The organism is Lysobacter daejeonensis GH1-9, from assembly GCF_000768355.1.
GTDB classification, from domain to species: Bacteria; Pseudomonadota; Gammaproteobacteria; order Xanthomonadales; family Xanthomonadaceae; genus Aerolutibacter; species Aerolutibacter daejeonensis.
The window spans coordinates 1-15,520 of the sequence record NZ_AVPU01000013.1; the positions used below are offsets into that span (position 1 = coordinate 1).

A 15,520-nucleotide genomic window follows, 5' to 3' on the forward strand; every position below is an offset into this window, starting at 1 on the left:
TGAACGAGGCCGACGCCAAGGCATTGGGCGGCACCGTCGTCGGCAACGTCGAGGGCGTCACCCTGGTGTCCGTGCCCAGAGCGCAGGCTGGCGCGCGCAGCGAATCACCTGTTGCAGGCAACGCCTCGTCCCCTGCGCCGTCCAGGGACATGATCCGCGGCAAGGGCGGGCTGGAGGAGAAGTGCCTGGCCCAGGTGGGCGCGCAGGGCACGCGCGTGATCGGCACCAACCGCATCGAAGAGTCGGAAGCGGCGATCGTGATTTACGTGAACGTCGAAGGCGGCAACGCGCCATGGCGCTGCGTGGCCAACCGCAACGGCACCATCGGCGAGGTGTCCTTCACGGGTGACGAAGGGGCGCTGTAGTGCCCCTCGCCCCAGCGTGTTCCGACCGCTGGGGCCTGCAATTTCCGTAATGGGTACCTGCTGATCACACGTTACCAACTACCCCAGGGAACCGACCATGCACATCCGCATCAAACCCCTTACTGCCCTGCTCGCTGCTGCCTTGACCCTGTCGGCAGGCGGCCTTGCCGTGGCCCAGGTCACCAGCACCAACGTCGCCTTCCCGCGCGGCGCGACTTCCACCGTGGTGTCGGCAACCCTGAAGGGCGACCAGATCCGCGACTACGTGGTGCGCGCCAGCGCCGGTCAAACCATGAAGGTGACGATGTCGGGCTCGTCGATCCTATTCTTCAACGTCCTGCCGCCCGGCAGTAATGACGAGGCCATCTTCACCGGCTCCGTCGAGGGCAATTCATTTGCCGGGACGTTGTCGCAGTCCGGTCCGTACAAGATTCGCGTGTACCAGATGCGGGCCAGTGCGCGGCGCGGCGAGACGGGCAGCTTCAAGATGAACATCGCGGTGACCGGCAAGATGGCGGCCAGCGCCCACCCGTCCGTTGCCGGTGGCGGATTGGCCGGCATTGGTGGCATGAACTCCATCAAGGCCATCGACACCATGACGAGCCGCGGCTTTGCCAACGTGGATTCGTTCGATTCCGGCAACACCCAGTACGGGATCTTCTACAACCGCGCCACGCACGTATGCGCCCAGTTGACCATGGCCGACGGCAAGGTCTTGGACGCCCGCGACATCAAGACGCATCCGAAGTGCCGTTGATGGTGGCATGGAACCGGAACTGGCACACTCGTGCTCGAACCGGCACCTTGCCCCCCGATACGCCACGACACGACACGAACCGCATGAGCCGATCGCGTTCCACCCTGCCCGCCTTCGTTGCCATGGTCATTGCGACCGGACTGCTCGCCAGCGCCCACGCCGGCGAACCGTCGCCGCTGCTGGCCGTCGACGCCAACTGGAACGCACTGCGGCTGAAGGGTGACGCCGTCGCGCTCGAAGCCCTGCTCAGCGACGACTGGCTGCTCACCCACTCCGACGGCCGCACCCAGACCAAGGCCGAGTACCTCACCGAGTTGGGCACGCGCACGCGCACCAACCAGGCCATCACCAACGAGGACGTCGCGCTGCGCACCTATGGCGACACCGCGGTGGTCACCGGTGTGAGCGTGCAATCCGGCATCACCAACGGCCAACCATGGAATGGGCGCTTCCGTTTTACCCGCGTGTGGGTGATGCACGGCGGCCAGTGGCGGATGGTGGCGTCGCACTCATCGCGGGTGGCGGCCGCGCCCTGAGCGCGCGACCCGCCACGTCCCTGACCCCCGTCGCGACCCCATGAAACGCCTGGCCCTGGTTGTGCTGTGGTTCGCCGCCTCGGCCTTGGCCGGCCCGGCGCCGCCGCCCGTCGTGGCACGCGAAGTCGCGCAGCTGTTCACCGCGCTGGAGCAGTCCGGCTGCGACTTCCAGCGCAACGGCAGCTGGCACACCGCAGCCGAGGCCAGTGCCCACCTGCGGCGCAAGTACGACTACCTGCTGAAGAAGGGGCTGGTGACGTCCAGCGAGCGCTTCATCCAGCTGGCCGCCTCCAGGAGCAGCCTGTCCGGCCAGCCCTACCACGTGCGCTGCGGCGACGCCGCACCGGTGGAGAGCAGCACGTGGTTTGGGCGGAGGTTGGTGGAGATTCGCGCACGCGCTGGCGCGCTAGCCCACTGACGCCGGTACCCAGCGGGCTGCGCTGGCCATCCGCCCCGCTCCACCGAGCCCTCGCCGCAAGTTCTGGCCGCGAGAAGCCGCGCGTGACCAGCCCCGCTTGATCGCGACGGGCTCCCTATGCAATGGCCGCGCCGGACCGTGCGATCGGAAATCGTTGATCAGTGCTTGACCCTGCCCGCCGAACGCACCCTGCCATCCAGCAGTCGCGACAGCAGCGCGCAACCCGCCACGGCGATGAGCCAAGGGGCGTTTCGTGAGTTCAGCCATTCCGCACCAGATACCGCTGACCACCATTCCCCACCGTAGATTGCCAAAGCGATGCATCCGCCGGTGCCGCATACGGCGATCAACCATGCAAACGCGGCGCGCTCGAATCGTTTCCGTTCGAGCCGCTGTTGCCTTGCGTCCGCTTCAATGCGAGCCGAAATGGCGTAGGCGAAGTTACTGGGCAGCGGAGCATCGGGATCCCGGGCCAGCTCGCGAGCGACAACGCGATAACGCAGGACGCTGGAATTGCTATCCGCTGCAGCGCCGTCCGCGCGCTCTTCCAGCCTCGCCCGTTCTTGCCGCTGCCACTCCAGCTCGTCGACATGGGTCATTGCAGTTCTCCCGAAATCGGTTCCAGCAGTTCGCGCAGCCGCAGCCTCGCCCGGTACAGGTGGCTCTTGATCGTGCCGACCGGCAAGCCGGTGATCTGGGCAATCTCCGGAATGGGAATGTCATCCAGATGGTAGAGCGTCAGCAGCATTCTCGGTAACGGGGGCAAATCCTCGATCGCGGTTCGCAAACGGGCTGCGATCGCCAGGTCGTCGCAGGCAGCGGAAAAGTCAAAGTCATCCGCCACGTCGTCAGGCAGTGGCGTGGCCTCGCCGTGGGCCAGCGCTTCGCCGATGGGCGTCTTCTGCCGCTGCAGGTGGCGCAGGGCGATCGAATAGGCGATGCGCCCGATCCAGTGTTTGAGCGGGCTTTCATGACGGTACTGGTGCAGGTTTACGTACACGCGCATGAACGTCTCCTGGCACAGGTCGCGGGCATCCTCAGGGTGGCGGACCATGCGGTGGATGATGTGCCAGCACAACCCCTGGTACTCGGCCATCAGCCGCTCGAAGGCGCCCGGCGTTGCTGCCATGACGGCCTCCACCAAACTGCGGTCCGAGTTCATGTGGGCGGTGCTTCCATGACATATGGGAGACCGGACGGGGCCGAGCGGTTGCAGGCGACCCGGCTCCGGACGTTGCAACCGCCGGTTGCCCTCGCGTCTCTTGGGTTATGAACGAGCCACCATCCTGGCCCCCGGCGGAGCACTTCCATGGATCTGCAACACATTCTGGTCCCCATCGCGCTGTTCGCATTGATCGCGTATCTGTTCAAGGCGGTCCTCGACGCCGTGATGCGGCATCGCATGCTACGCGAACCGGGAACCCAGGATCTGCTGCATGCGATCTTCAAGGAAGAGCAGCAGCAGCGTCGGCTGTCGTCCCTGCGGTGGGGGATCCTGATGCTGGCGCTTTCGGCAGGGTTCGCCGTCATCAAGGCCATCGGCTGGGTCGAGCTCAGCACCGGTGGATTGGCCATCCTGCTGGCCTGCACCGGCATTGCCCACCTTGTCTTTTACGCGCTGACCCACCGCAACCCCTGATTCCACCTGGTAGAGCACCCCTGCCCCGCCGGATCGAACTGCGCGCGGGCGGCATACACGCTCGGGCCAACCCGCCCCTATTGGAGCTTCCGTGAACCTTTATGCCTCATTGCTCGGGCTTGCGCTCGCCCTTGCCGCACCCGCACACGCGGCCGAAGGCGGCCTGGCCGACGACCCACTGACCACCACGATCGCCGCGCTGGACACCGCGAGTTTCGATGCCTTCAACCACTGCGACCGGCCCGGCGAGCTGGAGCGCTACGCCAGCTATTTTGCCGACGATCTCGAGTTCTACCACGACCAGGGTGGCGTGACCTGGACGCGCGAAGACATGATCGCGAACACGCGGAAGTACGTGTGCGGGCATTTCCGGCGCGAGTTGGTACCGGGCAGCCTGCGCGTGTATCCGGTCAAGGACTTCGGCGCTATCGAGCAGGGCGCGCACACGTTCTGCCAGTTCGACAGCGGCAAGTGCGAAGGCATCGCCGACTTCATCATTGTCTGGCGCCAGCGCGACAAGCGCTGGGAAGCCACTCGTGTGTTGAGCTACGGCCACCGGGAGAACCCGGCGGCGTCGGGCGCGGTAGCGCGCCCCCAGCAATCACGGGCGGCGGCACTCAGGTCCGAGCTCGATGCGTCCGTGCCGCTGATGCTCAAGGAGAAGCAGGTGGCCAGCGTCTCGATCGCGCGCATCGAGGCGGGCCAAGTGCTCCTTACCGCGGCCTACGGCAACCAAGCCACCGACGTCCCGGCGACCCCGGCCACGCTGTACAACATCGCTTCCATGGCAAAGCCCGTTTCGGCTGAGGTTGCATTGCGGCTGGCGGCTGCCCATCGCCTGTCGCTGGACGAACCCATGGCTTCGACCTGGACCGATCCGGACATTGCAAACGATGGACGCCGCACGCTGCTTACGCCGCGCCTTGCACTCAGCCACAGAAGCGGCTTCCCGAACTGGCGTTACGAGACTGACGGCAAGCTGCGCTTCCTGCGCCGCCCCGGCACCGGTTTTGGCTACTCTGGCGAAGGATTTGAGTACCTGGCGCGATTCATCGAGAAGAAGACCGGCGAGTCATTCGAGGCGCTTGCGCAGAGCTTGGTGTTCGACCCGACTGCAATGCACGATGCCGCCTATACGCGTCGCCGCTGGTTCGACGGGCGAATCGCATTGCCGACCGGCAAGGATGGCGCCGAGCTAGAGCCGCAGATAGCGGACAAACCCATCGCTTCGGACGATCTGTACACGACACCGGCGGATTACGCCAAGTTCATCGTCAGCCTGATCAGGCATGAAGGCGTCGACGAGGCCATTGCCAATGAGCGCAAGAGAATCCACACCGATCGCACTGCCGAGCTATGCCCGCCGGCACGAAAAGCCGTGTGTCCGGAGGCCGCTGGATTCGGTCTTGGCTGGGAGGTGTTCCGTTTCGACGACGCCACTTACCTGATGCACACCGGCATGGACAACGGCGTGTTCACCCTGGGCTACTTCGATCCCGAATCCGGGAGCGGCACGGTGATCTTCACCAACAGCGCCAACGGCCCGCAGGTTGTACTCCCGATCCTCGACGTGATTGGGCGCGACGAAAAGCTCGTGGCCTTTCTGCGTGAGATCGCGAAGTAGGCGCAGCAGGTTTCACGTGCTGCGAGTATCCACCGCTGGCTGGAACCGGACTTGGTGTCTGATGGCTGGCGACCCGAAGCGGACATCCATCGGATGTCCGCTGTAGTTCCCTCCATGCCCATTCAAGGCGCTACAGCGCCGGCATAAGATCCCGGGTGAGCAACCGGAACGTCAGCATATGTGGCTGCCGTTCGTTGTAGTTGGTGGTTGTGATCACGACCACCGCGCGTTTTTCTGGCAGCAGGAATACCGCATTGCCTCCCGTGCCGGCCATCACGGGGCTGGTGATGGTCGCGTCGCCGGACGGAATCTTCATCAGCCACCACAGGTACCCGTAGTCGGCGTCCTCGCGCGCCATCGCCTGTGCAGTGATCGAACGGCGGGCCCACTCGGCTGGAATGAGCTGCTTGCCACCGTAACGGCCACCGTCCAGGTACAACTGGCCGAGCTTCCACAGGTCGCGGGTGCGCAGGCCCAGACCGCCTCCGGCCTGGGCGAGCCCCAGCGGGGAAAACTGCCACTCAGGCGCCTGGATACCCAGCGGAGCGAACAACCGGCGTTGCGCATAAGCCTGCAGGGGTTCGTGCACAGCGCTCTGGATGACCTCGCCCAGCGCGGTCACACCTGCGGTGCAGTAGCGAAAGCTCCGCCCGTGCGGCGAGTCGGCGGGCTTGGGCATCCACGCGGGGAAGCCCTGCACGGGCAGGTCCGCGTAGAACTGCACCCAGTCCTCGATGAGGTACATGCGCTCCTCGTTGCCGCGCGAGAACTCGTTGTCGTCGTTGCATTCGACCTGCGACGACATCGTCAGCAAGTCCTCGACGCTGATCGCCTCCTTGCGCGGATCCGGATTGAGCATGCGCGCACGGCGTTGCGGCGGCAGCAGGTCGAAGATCCGGGAGTCGCGCGACATGTGGCCGTCGGCCACGGCCAGTCCCGCCAGCATGCCGGCCACCGTCTTCGTTGCCGAGCGGGTGTTGCGGCGCGCCTCCGGGCCGCCGGCATCGAAGTAGTGCTCGTACACCACCTTGCCGTCCTGGGCGACCAGGATGCTGGTGATGGCCTTGTAGTCCCCTTGTTCGACGGCTTTCTGGGCCGGTGCGAACCGGTCGGTCTGCGCCGTCGCGACGAACGACGCGGTGGCGAGCGTGAAGCAGAGTAATGCGCGGCGCATGGCAATTCCTTGTGGGTGATCTTGTATCCGATGACATTAGCGGCCGCGCAAGCGGGCATCTTGTATCCGGGAAACCTCGGCGCGGCTCAGTGCCAGTCGCCGGAACGCGCCGGGCGTCATGCCGAACTCCGCGACAAAGGCGCGGTGCAGGTGGCTTTCATCGACGAAGCCCAGCTCTGATGCGGCGCACGCCAGTGCGCGTCGCCTGGCGATCAGCGAGACCGCTTTGTGCAGGCGCTGCTTGCGCAGGTACTCGCTGGGTGCGATGCCATGGCGCTTCCGGAACGCCCGCGCCAGATAGACCGGGTGCAGGCCGGCAATCGACGCGAGTTCCTCGAGCGACGGCGCCGGCGCGTGATCGGCTTCGAGGCGATCCAGCACGCGCTGGAGCTGGTCGCCAGCCGCGGGCACCGGCTGAGGTAACGCATCCGCCACCAGTTCCGTGAAGATTGATTCGATCGCGAGCGGGGAGGTGTGCTCCCAATGCCGGACTTCGGACAGCAAACGCATGGCCCGCGCCAGCGATGGTCGCGGGAGCCGGCGAGGCTGCTCGCCGATCGGGTGGCCATCGCACAAACGCGCGAGCGCCGTCGAGGGCATCGTCAGGGTCAGGAACAGGCCATCGCGCGAACGGAACCGGTCCCGGTGCTCGGTGCCCGGCGGGTTGAGGATGACGGCGGGCTCGGCGCAAACGGCGGGCATGCCGGCGGCGTCGCTGACGTAATGGCCTGCCAGCAGCAGCACCAGGTGCATGTCGGCATGTTGGTGCCGATGAATGTCGTGCTCCGGAACCGTCGGCCGCAGATAGGCGATGGCCAGGTCGCGGGTTGCCTGCTGGTGCAGCGTGAATCCCATCACCCCGATCTCGGTCAAGGGCGAATTTGCGGGCGCCGTCATGGTGATCGGTGGGCGCGGTCAGGGCGGTTGGGCACGGTTCCTTCCTGCGATTGATCAAGTGCCACGGAGCTTAGCGTCGCGTCTTTTGTGCCGCATCGGGCTGGTGACGAAGCGGCTGGAACCGCCGACGAAACCGCGGAAATGGCGACCGAAGGAGACTTCGCGTACTACTGACCATCGGCACTTGTCCGCCTGGCTACGTGCGCTACCGTCGGCGAACGCAATTTCATGGACAGACACATGCGGCCCCGAAAGGTACTGGTAGCTTCCCTGATCGCCGTCGTGGGCGTTGCTGCATTCACCGCCTGGTGGCTGCGCGCCGACAAAGAAGACCCCGTCGATCCGCGCATGGCGTGCCATGTCGCCGTCTACCGGCTCGACGACGGCCGCCTGATCGACATCGCCCCGATCACCGGCAACGGCCTGCGCTGGCGCGGCGTGGACGGCCGTACCGGCAAGCTGCAGCAGGGAGAAACGGGCAGGTGGAGCGGCTCCATTGGCTGGAGCGACCGCCCCGACCCCACCGATGTGCAACTGGGCACGTGCAGCCAACCGGTCATGACGTTTGAAGGCCACCGCGGCCAGCGCCTGTCGTTTGCGACCACCGAAACACGCTTCCAGGGCCATGGCGAAACCCTCGCCGGCAGACTGGTGATGCCGCCGGGCGACGGCCCCGTGCCGATCGCGGTGATGGTGCACGGCTCCGAAGCGACCTCCGCGCGCACCTACAACTACTTCCAGCGCCTGTTCCCGGCCAACGGCATCGGCGTGTTCGTCTACGACAAGCGCGGCACCGGTGACAGCACCGGCAAGTACAGCCAGGACTTCCACCTGCTCGCCGACGACGCCGTCGCCGCATTGAAGGAGGCGCGGCGGCTGGCCGGTGCGCGCGCCAGCCGCGTGGGCTTCAGCGGCGGCAGCCAGGCCGGCTGGATTGAACCCCTGGCCGCGACGAAGAGTGACGCCGACTTCGTCGCCGTCGCCTACGGCCTGGCCGACACCCCCCTGGCCGAAGACCGCGACCAGGTGCGGCTTGACCTGATCGCCGCCGGCCACGGCCCCGACGTGCTGGCGAAGGCGCGTGAAGTCACCGACGCGACGGGGGCGGTGATGGTCGCGCGCTTCAAGGGTGGCTACGACCGTCTCGACGCGGTCAAGGCCAAGTACGCCAGCGAGCCCTGGTGGAAGGACATGAAGGGCGAATACACCGGCCTCGTCCTGCGCTACCCGCCGATCGCCCTGCGCATGTTCGGGCCCGACGAGGGCACGTCATGGGAGTACGAGCCGATGCCCGTGCTGCAGTCGGTGAAGCAGCCGTTGCTGTGGATCATCGCCGGCGCGGACCGCGAGGCGCCGCCGGAGGAGACGCGGCGGCGGTTGCTCGCCGTGGCCAAGGGGAAGCCCAACGCCACCGTGGTGGAGTTTCCGGGGACCGATCACGGCATCATCCAATTCGTCGTCACCCCCGATGGGGAGCGCGAAGGAACGCGAGTGGCGGACGGCTATTTCCGGATGCTGGTCGATTGGATCCGTGACGGGCACCTGGGGGATTCGGCGTACGGTGATGCGGCGGTGCTGGCGCGGGCGAATCAGGGTCTATCTGGCAGCGCGCGGTAGGTTTGGGTGCCGCGATCCACATGCTCCCAGCGGAGTGATTCTCTCCAGATAAGTTGTGTACTGCATGATCGCCCGCACCTGCTGGCCATCCGCCCCGCACCTCTGCCAAACTCCCGCCGCTCCCTCGCCGACCCTGTCGGCACGGCGACACCCACCGACCGCACGGAACGCGGCGGAGCATGGACCGTCCGGCCAATCCCGGACTTGCTAATGGACGTAAGGAATAGCAATGCAGAACGTCGTATCGATTGCATACACCTCCGAAGAACTGGCGCAGATGGACAGCGCCTTGGCGACCCTGCGCGGGCTGTTTGACCGCATGGTGAAGCTGACCACCGAGGAGCGGCGCGAGCTGTTCAAGATGGGCGACAAATCCGAGCCCTTCTGCCGCCAGACGCTGGCGGTGCTGGCGGCCAACCCGCAGATCGTGCCGCCCAACCTGGGCCTGGCCGAGGCGCAGGCCGACCTGGCCGCGTTGGACGCCCTTCGCCCCCGCCTGCTGCAGTTGCAGCAGTTGCTGGAGACGGCCGAGGACACCGAGACCGCCCTGGGCAGCGACATCCTGAGCGTGGCCCTGGAGGGCTACGGCCTACTGAAGGTGTCGGGCAAGAGCGAGGCGCTAAAGGGGGCCCGCAAGGCGCTGTCGGCCCGCTGGAGCAAGGGTGGGCGTACAGCGGCACTGTCGCCGGCCGCGTGAGGCGTTCATAAGTGACTGATGCGGCGAGATTATTGCCGCATTGAGTGACGGAGCCTGATGGATGAGCCGGGGAGGCTTGTCCGTCAGGCTTTTTTGCTTGACGGTGAGGCTTTTTGGCTCAGTGATGAGTGTTTTTGGGTCACGAGCGAGGCGATTTGGCTCATGCGTGAGTACTTTTGGTCTGGCGATGAGGTGACTTGCCTCATGCGCGAGGCGGCTTGGGTGGCGAGTAAGCGGTTTTGGCTCATGGGAGAGCCATTTCGGGTCACGGGTGAGTACTTCTGCCTTCCCCGCTGGGCAGTTTCACTCGGCGCTGACATCTTTTCGCTCAAGCCAAGGGCACACGCCCATAGGCCCAGGCGTCTTTCCTCGCACGCAGTAACCCGCGATCCGAGGTGAGAATTTTGCGCACCACCGTCCTCTATGCGTTCAGGACCCGGCAGGCGCAGATATCCTGGGCCCGGCTTAGAGCGAGCGCAGGCTGCATGGCGATCTACAACACCCCGTCCGATGCCGCGAACACCGCCGTTCGCTCGTTCCTCACGTCGGTGGGCGAGTTCTACCTGGGGCGTTCTTTCAATACTGGCAATGGTCCGGGCAAAGCCGTCTGGACGCAGATTTGCGCTGACTTCGGTAATCGCTGTGCCTATTGCGAATCAGATGGGAAGCTGCAGATCGAACATCTGCTGATGTTCAACCGGACGGAGTATGGCCTGCACCACCCCGGCAATCTCGTGCCGGTATGCACGGGTTGCAACAAGCGGCATCGCAATGACCAACGGCGCTATGTCTCTTGGCAAGAACATCTAGAGCACATCTGCAGCGAGCAGCCCCATCTTGCAGCCAAAAGGCGGGAGCGCATCACCGCGCACACGAAGAAGTACAAGTACCCGGACTTGAGCGACCAAGAGAGGCACGCGATTCGGGTCATAGCTGAGGCTTTGTACGACAACATCAAAGGCGAGTCGGAGAAAGCGCTAAACATGTACCGCAAGCTCGATCAAGCGTTCCTGAAGAAGGACTGATCGCGGACGAGGCAAATGCGGGCATTCGACCAAAAGCGGACAGTCCGCCTTCGTGGCAGCGACTGACACGGCGAGGCGATAATTGATAGACGGTTCGAAACATTCTGGCCAACTTGAGGTGCACGTGACCGCTGAGTTTCAAGAGATCGGACACTCTGGGGGAAAGATTGAAATTCGGGTTATGACGGACCTCGCGTCTGGAAGAAAGTCTTACCAGCTTCGTTACACCCATTGTCGACCGACTCCTTCGACGTTGATTGAACTGTATGCCCTGCCTCAGGGTATGGCTCTTGAGCCGGTCAATGCCGTCGGAATAGGAGGTGCAATCCCTCCTCCGTCAGTACCCGGGGCTTGGCTGGTGATGATTACCTCGGATAGCACAGGTCAATTCGGGCATCTTTGCCCTCGCTGCGAAGGATATTGGCGCAGCGGGCCGTGGCCGGCAATTTGTCCCTATTGCCGATTTGAGGCCCCACCAATCAAATTCCTGTCGGACGCGCAAAATGCATTCATCCGACAGTACTGCGCCCGCATGTGCGCAGCTCTCGATTCCGATGAGGACGGCGTCATTGAGATAGATATGGATGCAGTGGCGGACGCGGTAGGAGCGGGCACTCCAAAACCAGCATTTTACGTATCTGAGCAAAGTCAGCAGCACAAATTTAATTGCACTGCATGTGGGGCGTTCAATGACGTTCTTGGACGCTACGCATATTGCTCTACCTGCGGCACACGTAATGACCTCGCGATCTTTAGAGATGAATCCATACCCGCAATCCGCGAGACTCTCAATGCCAGCAATCGCGCCGAAGATGCCGTGCGAAGTGCGGTGTCAGCCTTTGACTCGCTTGCGGGCCAGTATGCCAAGCAACTCGGGACGCTCATCCCCATGACGAGGCGGAGGCTCGATAGATTGCGAAAGAGGTTTCATGACTTTGACGAGGCAAAGGAGACGTTCAAGGCATTCTTCGACATCGATATTGGTCGAGACGTAAAGTCAGAGGATCTCAAGTTCATTGCGCTTGAGTTCCATAGACGCCATGTCTTTGAGCACAATGGCGGCGAAGCAGATGAAGTGTACGTTCGTGAAAGTGGCGATACGTCAGTAAGACTAAAACAGGTTATCCGTGAGACGCCGGCTAGCGCCCATCGCCTCTTGGACTTGTTGGGCCGAGTAGCGAAAAACCTTCACGATGGATTCCACTCGATAATCCCCGTCAGGTCAGAGCCCATTGAACTGACTGGAAAACGAGGCGAATTGGGTCGGGAATAACTGCATTTGGCCGCGAGCGTTGTGGCGGTTCAAGAGGGCTCCTTATGAATGGCGACGACCGACGCAAGCGGGAAGAGCAACTCGCGCAGTACGCAGCGGATAACCCTCGGCCGCTGTATCAGACGATCTACGATCTCGCCGCCGCCTTTCGGGAGGTCGGGGCTGGTTCTGTGCAATCGATTCAGAAAAGCCAGAACGCAGATTTCTTTGTCCCCGCCGTGGTCAACACGGCGTTCGCTGTCGAACTGCTGCTGAAGTTCTTTATAGTTGCCACCAATCCAGACCTGACGTACGCCGAACTTAAGGCTCGAGGATTGCATCCTCACGGGCATAAGTACTCCGAGCTGTGGGACAGGCTGCATCCAAAATTTCGGGGAGCCGTCCTAGCGGAATATTCGATGCTCACGCAGGCGGGCTCGCTGCTCCCGGACATTCCGCTCGTGCTCGCGGAGCTTGGCGACGTGCCATTCGTGGACTGGCGGTATCCATTTGAGGACCCCGCTTACCGGGAGCTTGATTACGGCAAGCTGGAGAAAATTGCGGTTGCGATGCTACGGGTGGGGAGAGGCGCCTGCGGCAGACTGGCCAAAGGTGAGCGGCGGCATGTTGTTTAAAGGCTTGGTGGCCGTCACTACATGTTGCCTACCCTGACCGAGAAATGCCTGATCTGCGCGAAATGGGGTGTCCGCTCCTGGTCGAGAGCAGCCATCACCAATGAAAGAAGGGCGGCCAATGGCCGCCCTTCATCCGTTCGGTCAACGCGGAAGCCTCACGCCCCCAACGGATTGATCTTCTCCACATCAATCTTGTACTGCTTGATCGCCCGCGCCACATCCTTCCCGGTCATCTTCCCCTCCGCCGCCAGCGCGGCAATCGCCGCGTGCGCGATGTGGAAGCGATCCACCTCGAAGTGGCGGCGCAGGTTGGCACGCGTGTCGCTGCGGCCAAAGCCATCCGTGCCCAGCACGCTGTAGCGCATCGGCACGAACTCGCGCACCTGGTCGGCGTAGTTGCGGATGTAGTCGGTGGCGGCAATCGCCGGGCCCTGCTGGCCTTCCAGCAGCGTGGTGATGTACGGCTTGCGCTGCGTTGCCTCGGGGTGCAGGCGGTTCCAGCGGATGGCGTCCACGCCGTCGCGCGCCAGCTCGTTGAAGCTGGGGCACGACCAGATGTCGGCGGTCACGCCAAAGTCCTTGTCCAGCAGCTCGGCCGCGGCCATCACTTCGCGCAGGATGGTGCCGCTGCCCAGCAGCTGCACGCGCAGCTCGCCCTTCTTCGGCTTGCCGTTGCCCTGCAGCAGGTACATGCCCTTGATGATCCCCTCGGCGCTGCCCTCGGGCATGTCCGGGTGGGTGTAGTTCTCGTTCATCAGGGTGACGTAGTAGTACTCGTCCTGCTGCTCGGCCAGCATGCGCTGCATGCCGTGCTGCATGATCGTGACCACTTCAAAGCTGAAGGTGGGGTCGTAGCTGCGGCAGTTGGGGATCAGCCCGGCCTGCACCATGCCGTGGCCGTCCTCGTGCTGCAGGCCTTCGCCGTTGAGCGTGGTACGGCCGGCGGTGGCGCCCAGCAGGAAGCCGCGCGCGCGCATGTCCGCCGCCTGCCACGCGCTGTCGCCAATGCGCTGGAAGCCGAACATCGAGTAGTAGATGTAGAACGGCAGCATCTGCAGGTCGTTGGTGCTGTAGCTGGTGGCCGCGGCCATCCAGCTGGCGAACGCACCGGCCTCGGTGATGCCTTCTTCCAGCACCTGCCCCGCGGAGTCCTCGCGGTAGTACATCAGCTGGTCGCGGTCCACCGGCTTGTACTTCTGCCCGTGCGGCGCGTAGATGCCGATCTGGCGGAACAGGCCTTCCATGCCGAAGGTGCGCGCTTCGTCGGCCACGATGGGCACGCAGCGCGGGCCCACCTGCTTGTCGCGCAGGGTCATGTTGAGGAACTGCACGAACGCCATGGTGGTGCTGATCTCACGGTCGCCGGTGCTCTTGAGCAGGCGGTCGTAGGTTTCCAGCTTGGGCACTTCCAGCGAGGTGCTGGCCTTGCGGCGGCGCTGCGGCAGGAAGCCGCCCAGCGCGTTGCGGCGCTCGCGCATGTACTCCACTTCCGGCGACTTCTCGCCCGGGTGGAAGAACGGGATGGCGCCGTCGGCCAGCTGCGCGTCGGTCACCGGGATGCTGAAACGGTCACGGAAGTAGCGGACGTCGTCGTCGCCCATCTTCTTGGTGCCGTGGGTGGGGTTCAGCGCCTCGCCGGCCTTGCCCATGCCGTAGCCCTTGACCGTCTTGGCCAGGATCACGGTCGGCATGCCCTTGGTGGTGGTGGCCTGGTGGTAGGCCGCGTACACCTTGTGCGGGTCGTGGCCACCGCGGTTCAGGCGCCAGATGTCGTCGTCGGACAGGTTGGCCACCAGCGCGGCGGTCTCCGGGTACTTGCCGAAGAAGTTGTCGCGGGTGTACTTGCCGCCAAACGCCTTGCAGTTCTGGTACTCGCCGTCGACGGTTTCCATCATCAGCTGGCGCAGCTTGCCGCTGGTGTCGCGGGCCAGCAGCGGATCCCAGTAGCTGCCCCAGATGGTCTTGATGACATTCCAACCGGCGCCGCGGAACTGGCCTTCCAGCTCCTGGATGATCTTGCCGTTGCCGCGCACCGGGCCGTCCAGGCGCTGCAGGTTGCAGTTGATGACAAACACCAGGTTGTCCAGGCCTTCGCGGCCGGCCACGCTGATGGCGCCCAGGCTCTCGGGCTCGTCGCACTCGCCATCGCCCATGAAGCACCACACCTTGCGGTCGGTCTTGGGCAGCAGGCCGCGGCCTTCCAGGTACTTCCAGTTGCGCGCCTGGTAGATGGCGGCGATCGGGCCCAGGCCCATCGACACGGTGGGCACCTGCCAGAAGTCCGGCATCAGCCACGGGTGCGGGTACGACGACACGCCGCGGCCGTCGACTTCCATGCGGAAGTGGTCCAGCTGCGACTCGTTGATGCGGCCTTCCAGGAAGGCGCGGGCGTACACGCCCGGCGAGCTGTGGCCCTGCACGCAGATCAGGTCGCCCGGGTGCTCGCCCTCGGGGCCGCGCCAGAAGTGGTTGAAGCCCACGTCGTACAGGGTGGCCGCCGAGGCGAAGCTGGCGATGTGGCCGCCCAGGTCGCCGGGCTTGCGGTTGGCGCGCACCACCATGGCCATCGCGTTCCAGCGGATGATCGAGCGGATGCGCTGCTCCATCGCGTGGTCGCCGGGGCTCTTGGCCTCCAGGTGCGGCGGGATGGTGTTGATGTACTCGGTGGTGGGCGCGAACGGCAGGTGGGCGCCGGCACGGCGGGTGACTTCGACCACGCTTTCCAGCAGCTGGTGGGCGCGCTCGGCGCCGTCACGGGCAATGACGGCCTGGACCGACTCGACCCATTCGTGGGTTTCGATGGGGTCCAGGTCGCGGGCGAGGTCGGTGGGGGGGGTCTGGCTCATGTCCGCTCCGTACGGGCGGCCCCTGCCGGCCCGCTTAT

Annotated in this window: 16 protein-coding genes; 11 read left to right on the forward strand and 5 right to left on the reverse strand. The window is 64.5% G+C overall.

The window, feature by feature from the left end:
• The 4 genes from N800_RS16090 to N800_RS08670 form a co-directional block, all read left to right on the forward strand.
• A partial coding sequence (locus N800_RS16090) for a hypothetical protein (protein ID WP_052108087.1) occupies positions 1-365 on the forward strand: 365 nt, incomplete at its 5' end.
• Between the two features lie 97 nt (positions 366-462).
• On the forward strand, positions 463-1,122 hold the full coding sequence (locus tag N800_RS15880; protein ID WP_052108089.1) for a hypothetical protein: 660 nt from the start codon (positions 463-465) through the stop codon (positions 1,120-1,122).
• A gap of 83 nt (positions 1,123-1,205) precedes the next feature.
• Entirely contained in the window at positions 1,206-1,658 is a 453-nt protein-coding gene (locus N800_RS15330; protein WP_052108091.1) for a nuclear transport factor 2 family protein, read from the forward strand.
• Positions 1,659-1,698: 40 nt separating this feature from the next.
• Complete coding sequence (locus N800_RS08670; protein WP_036137099.1) at positions 1,699-2,076, forward strand: YfeK family protein; 378 nt, start codon at positions 1,699-1,701, stop codon at positions 2,074-2,076.
• A 158-nt stretch (positions 2,077-2,234) separates the two neighbouring features.
• Here the strand turns inward: N800_RS08670 and N800_RS15885 are convergent, their stop codons facing one another.
• Together N800_RS15885 and N800_RS08675 are read right to left on the reverse strand one after the other, a co-directional pair.
• Positions 2,235-2,675: a hypothetical protein gene (locus tag N800_RS15885; RefSeq protein ID WP_156962924.1), complete on the reverse strand. Its 441-nt coding sequence runs from the start codon at positions 2,673-2,675 to the stop codon at positions 2,235-2,237.
• A complete protein-coding gene (locus tag N800_RS08675) occupies positions 2,672-3,238 on the reverse strand; it encodes an RNA polymerase sigma factor (RefSeq protein WP_036137103.1) in 567 nt (188 codons plus the stop codon). The genes N800_RS15885 and N800_RS08675 overlap by 4 nt, the downstream gene beginning before the upstream one ends.
• Before the next feature lie 147 nt (positions 3,239-3,385).
• Between N800_RS08675 and N800_RS08680 the strand changes: the two genes are divergently transcribed.
• A complete protein-coding gene (locus N800_RS08680; protein WP_036137105.1) occupies positions 3,386-3,715 on the forward strand; it encodes a hypothetical protein in 330 nt (109 codons plus the stop codon).
• 91 nt (positions 3,716-3,806) lie between these two features.
• A complete protein-coding gene (locus tag N800_RS16475; protein ID WP_052108092.1) occupies positions 3,807-5,339 on the forward strand; it encodes a serine hydrolase in 1,533 nt (510 codons plus the stop codon).
• Positions 5,340-5,469: 130 nt separating this feature from the next.
• Here the strand turns inward: N800_RS16475 and N800_RS08690 are convergent, their stop codons facing one another.
• Both N800_RS08690 and N800_RS15340 read right to left on the reverse strand, forming a co-directional pair.
• Entirely contained in the window at positions 5,470-6,513 is a 1,044-nt protein-coding gene (locus N800_RS08690) for a serine hydrolase domain-containing protein (RefSeq protein WP_036137107.1), read from the reverse strand.
• A 36-nt stretch (positions 6,514-6,549) separates the two neighbouring features.
• On the reverse strand, positions 6,550-7,386 hold the full coding sequence (locus N800_RS15340; protein WP_052108095.1) for a helix-turn-helix transcriptional regulator: 837 nt from the start codon (positions 7,384-7,386) through the stop codon (positions 6,550-6,552).
• A 264-nt stretch (positions 7,387-7,650) separates the two neighbouring features.
• Here N800_RS15340 and N800_RS08700 point away from each other — a divergent pair, with 264 nt between their 5' ends.
• From N800_RS08700 to N800_RS08725, 5 genes are all read left to right on the forward strand, one after another.
• Complete coding sequence (locus tag N800_RS08700) at positions 7,651-9,027, forward strand: alpha/beta hydrolase family protein (protein WP_052108096.1); 1,377 nt, start codon at positions 7,651-7,653, stop codon at positions 9,025-9,027.
• Between the two features lie 229 nt (positions 9,028-9,256).
• The gene (locus tag N800_RS08705; RefSeq protein WP_036137110.1) at positions 9,257-9,724 is read left to right on the forward strand and encodes a hypothetical protein; all 468 of its coding nucleotides are present in this window, start codon (positions 9,257-9,259) and stop codon (positions 9,722-9,724) included.
• Positions 9,725-10,209: 485 nt separating this feature from the next.
• Positions 10,210-10,749: a hypothetical protein gene (locus N800_RS08715; protein WP_036137259.1), complete on the forward strand. Its 540-nt coding sequence runs from the start codon at positions 10,210-10,212 to the stop codon at positions 10,747-10,749.
• 124 nt (positions 10,750-10,873) lie between these two features.
• A complete protein-coding gene (locus tag N800_RS15890; protein ID WP_156962926.1) occupies positions 10,874-12,022 on the forward strand; it encodes a hypothetical protein in 1,149 nt (382 codons plus the stop codon).
• Positions 12,023-12,066: 44 nt separating this feature from the next.
• A complete protein-coding gene (locus N800_RS08725; protein ID WP_036137120.1) occupies positions 12,067-12,636 on the forward strand; it encodes a hypothetical protein in 570 nt (189 codons plus the stop codon).
• A gap of 155 nt (positions 12,637-12,791) precedes the next feature.
• Here N800_RS08725 and aceE read toward each other — a convergent pair whose 3' ends face one another.
• On the reverse strand, positions 12,792-15,482 hold the full coding sequence (gene aceE, locus N800_RS08730) for a pyruvate dehydrogenase (acetyl-transferring), homodimeric type (protein WP_036137123.1): 2,691 nt from the start codon (positions 15,480-15,482) through the stop codon (positions 12,792-12,794).
• Positions 15,483-15,520 lie beyond the last annotated feature (38 nt).

What these genes read in the sequence shown, in the direction of transcription:
- N800_RS08670 (WP_036137099.1), top strand. Translation starts at nt 1,699, where the DNA reads ATGAAACGCCTGGCCCTGGTTGTGCTGTGGTTCGCCGCCTCGGCCTTG.
- N800_RS08675 (WP_036137103.1), bottom strand. Translation starts at nt 3,238, where the DNA reads ATGAACTCGGACCGCAGTTTGGTGGAGGCCGTCATGGCAGCAACGCCG.
- N800_RS08680 (WP_036137105.1), top strand. Translation starts at nt 3,386, where the DNA reads ATGGATCTGCAACACATTCTGGTCCCCATCGCGCTGTTCGCATTGATC.
- N800_RS08690 (WP_036137107.1), bottom strand. Translation starts at nt 6,513, where the DNA reads ATGCGCCGCGCATTACTCTGCTTCACGCTCGCCACCGCGTCGTTCGTC.
- N800_RS08725 (WP_036137120.1), top strand. Translation starts at nt 12,067, where the DNA reads ATGAATGGCGACGACCGACGCAAGCGGGAAGAGCAACTCGCGCAGTAC.
- N800_RS15885 (WP_156962924.1), bottom strand. Translation starts at nt 2,675, where the DNA reads ATGACCCATGTCGACGAGCTGGAGTGGCAGCGGCAAGAACGGGCGAGG.
- aceE (WP_036137123.1), bottom strand. Translation starts at nt 15,482, where the DNA reads ATGAGCCAGACCCCCCCCACCGACCTCGCCCGCGACCTGGACCCCATC.
- N800_RS15330 (WP_052108091.1), top strand. Translation starts at nt 1,206, where the DNA reads ATGAGCCGATCGCGTTCCACCCTGCCCGCCTTCGTTGCCATGGTCATT.
- N800_RS08700 (WP_052108096.1), top strand. Translation starts at nt 7,651, where the DNA reads ATGCGGCCCCGAAAGGTACTGGTAGCTTCCCTGATCGCCGTCGTGGGC.
- N800_RS08715 (WP_036137259.1), top strand. Translation starts at nt 10,210, where the DNA reads ATGGCGATCTACAACACCCCGTCCGATGCCGCGAACACCGCCGTTCGC.
- N800_RS08705 (WP_036137110.1), top strand. Translation starts at nt 9,257, where the DNA reads ATGCAGAACGTCGTATCGATTGCATACACCTCCGAAGAACTGGCGCAG.
- N800_RS15880 (WP_052108089.1), top strand. Translation starts at nt 463, where the DNA reads ATGCACATCCGCATCAAACCCCTTACTGCCCTGCTCGCTGCTGCCTTG.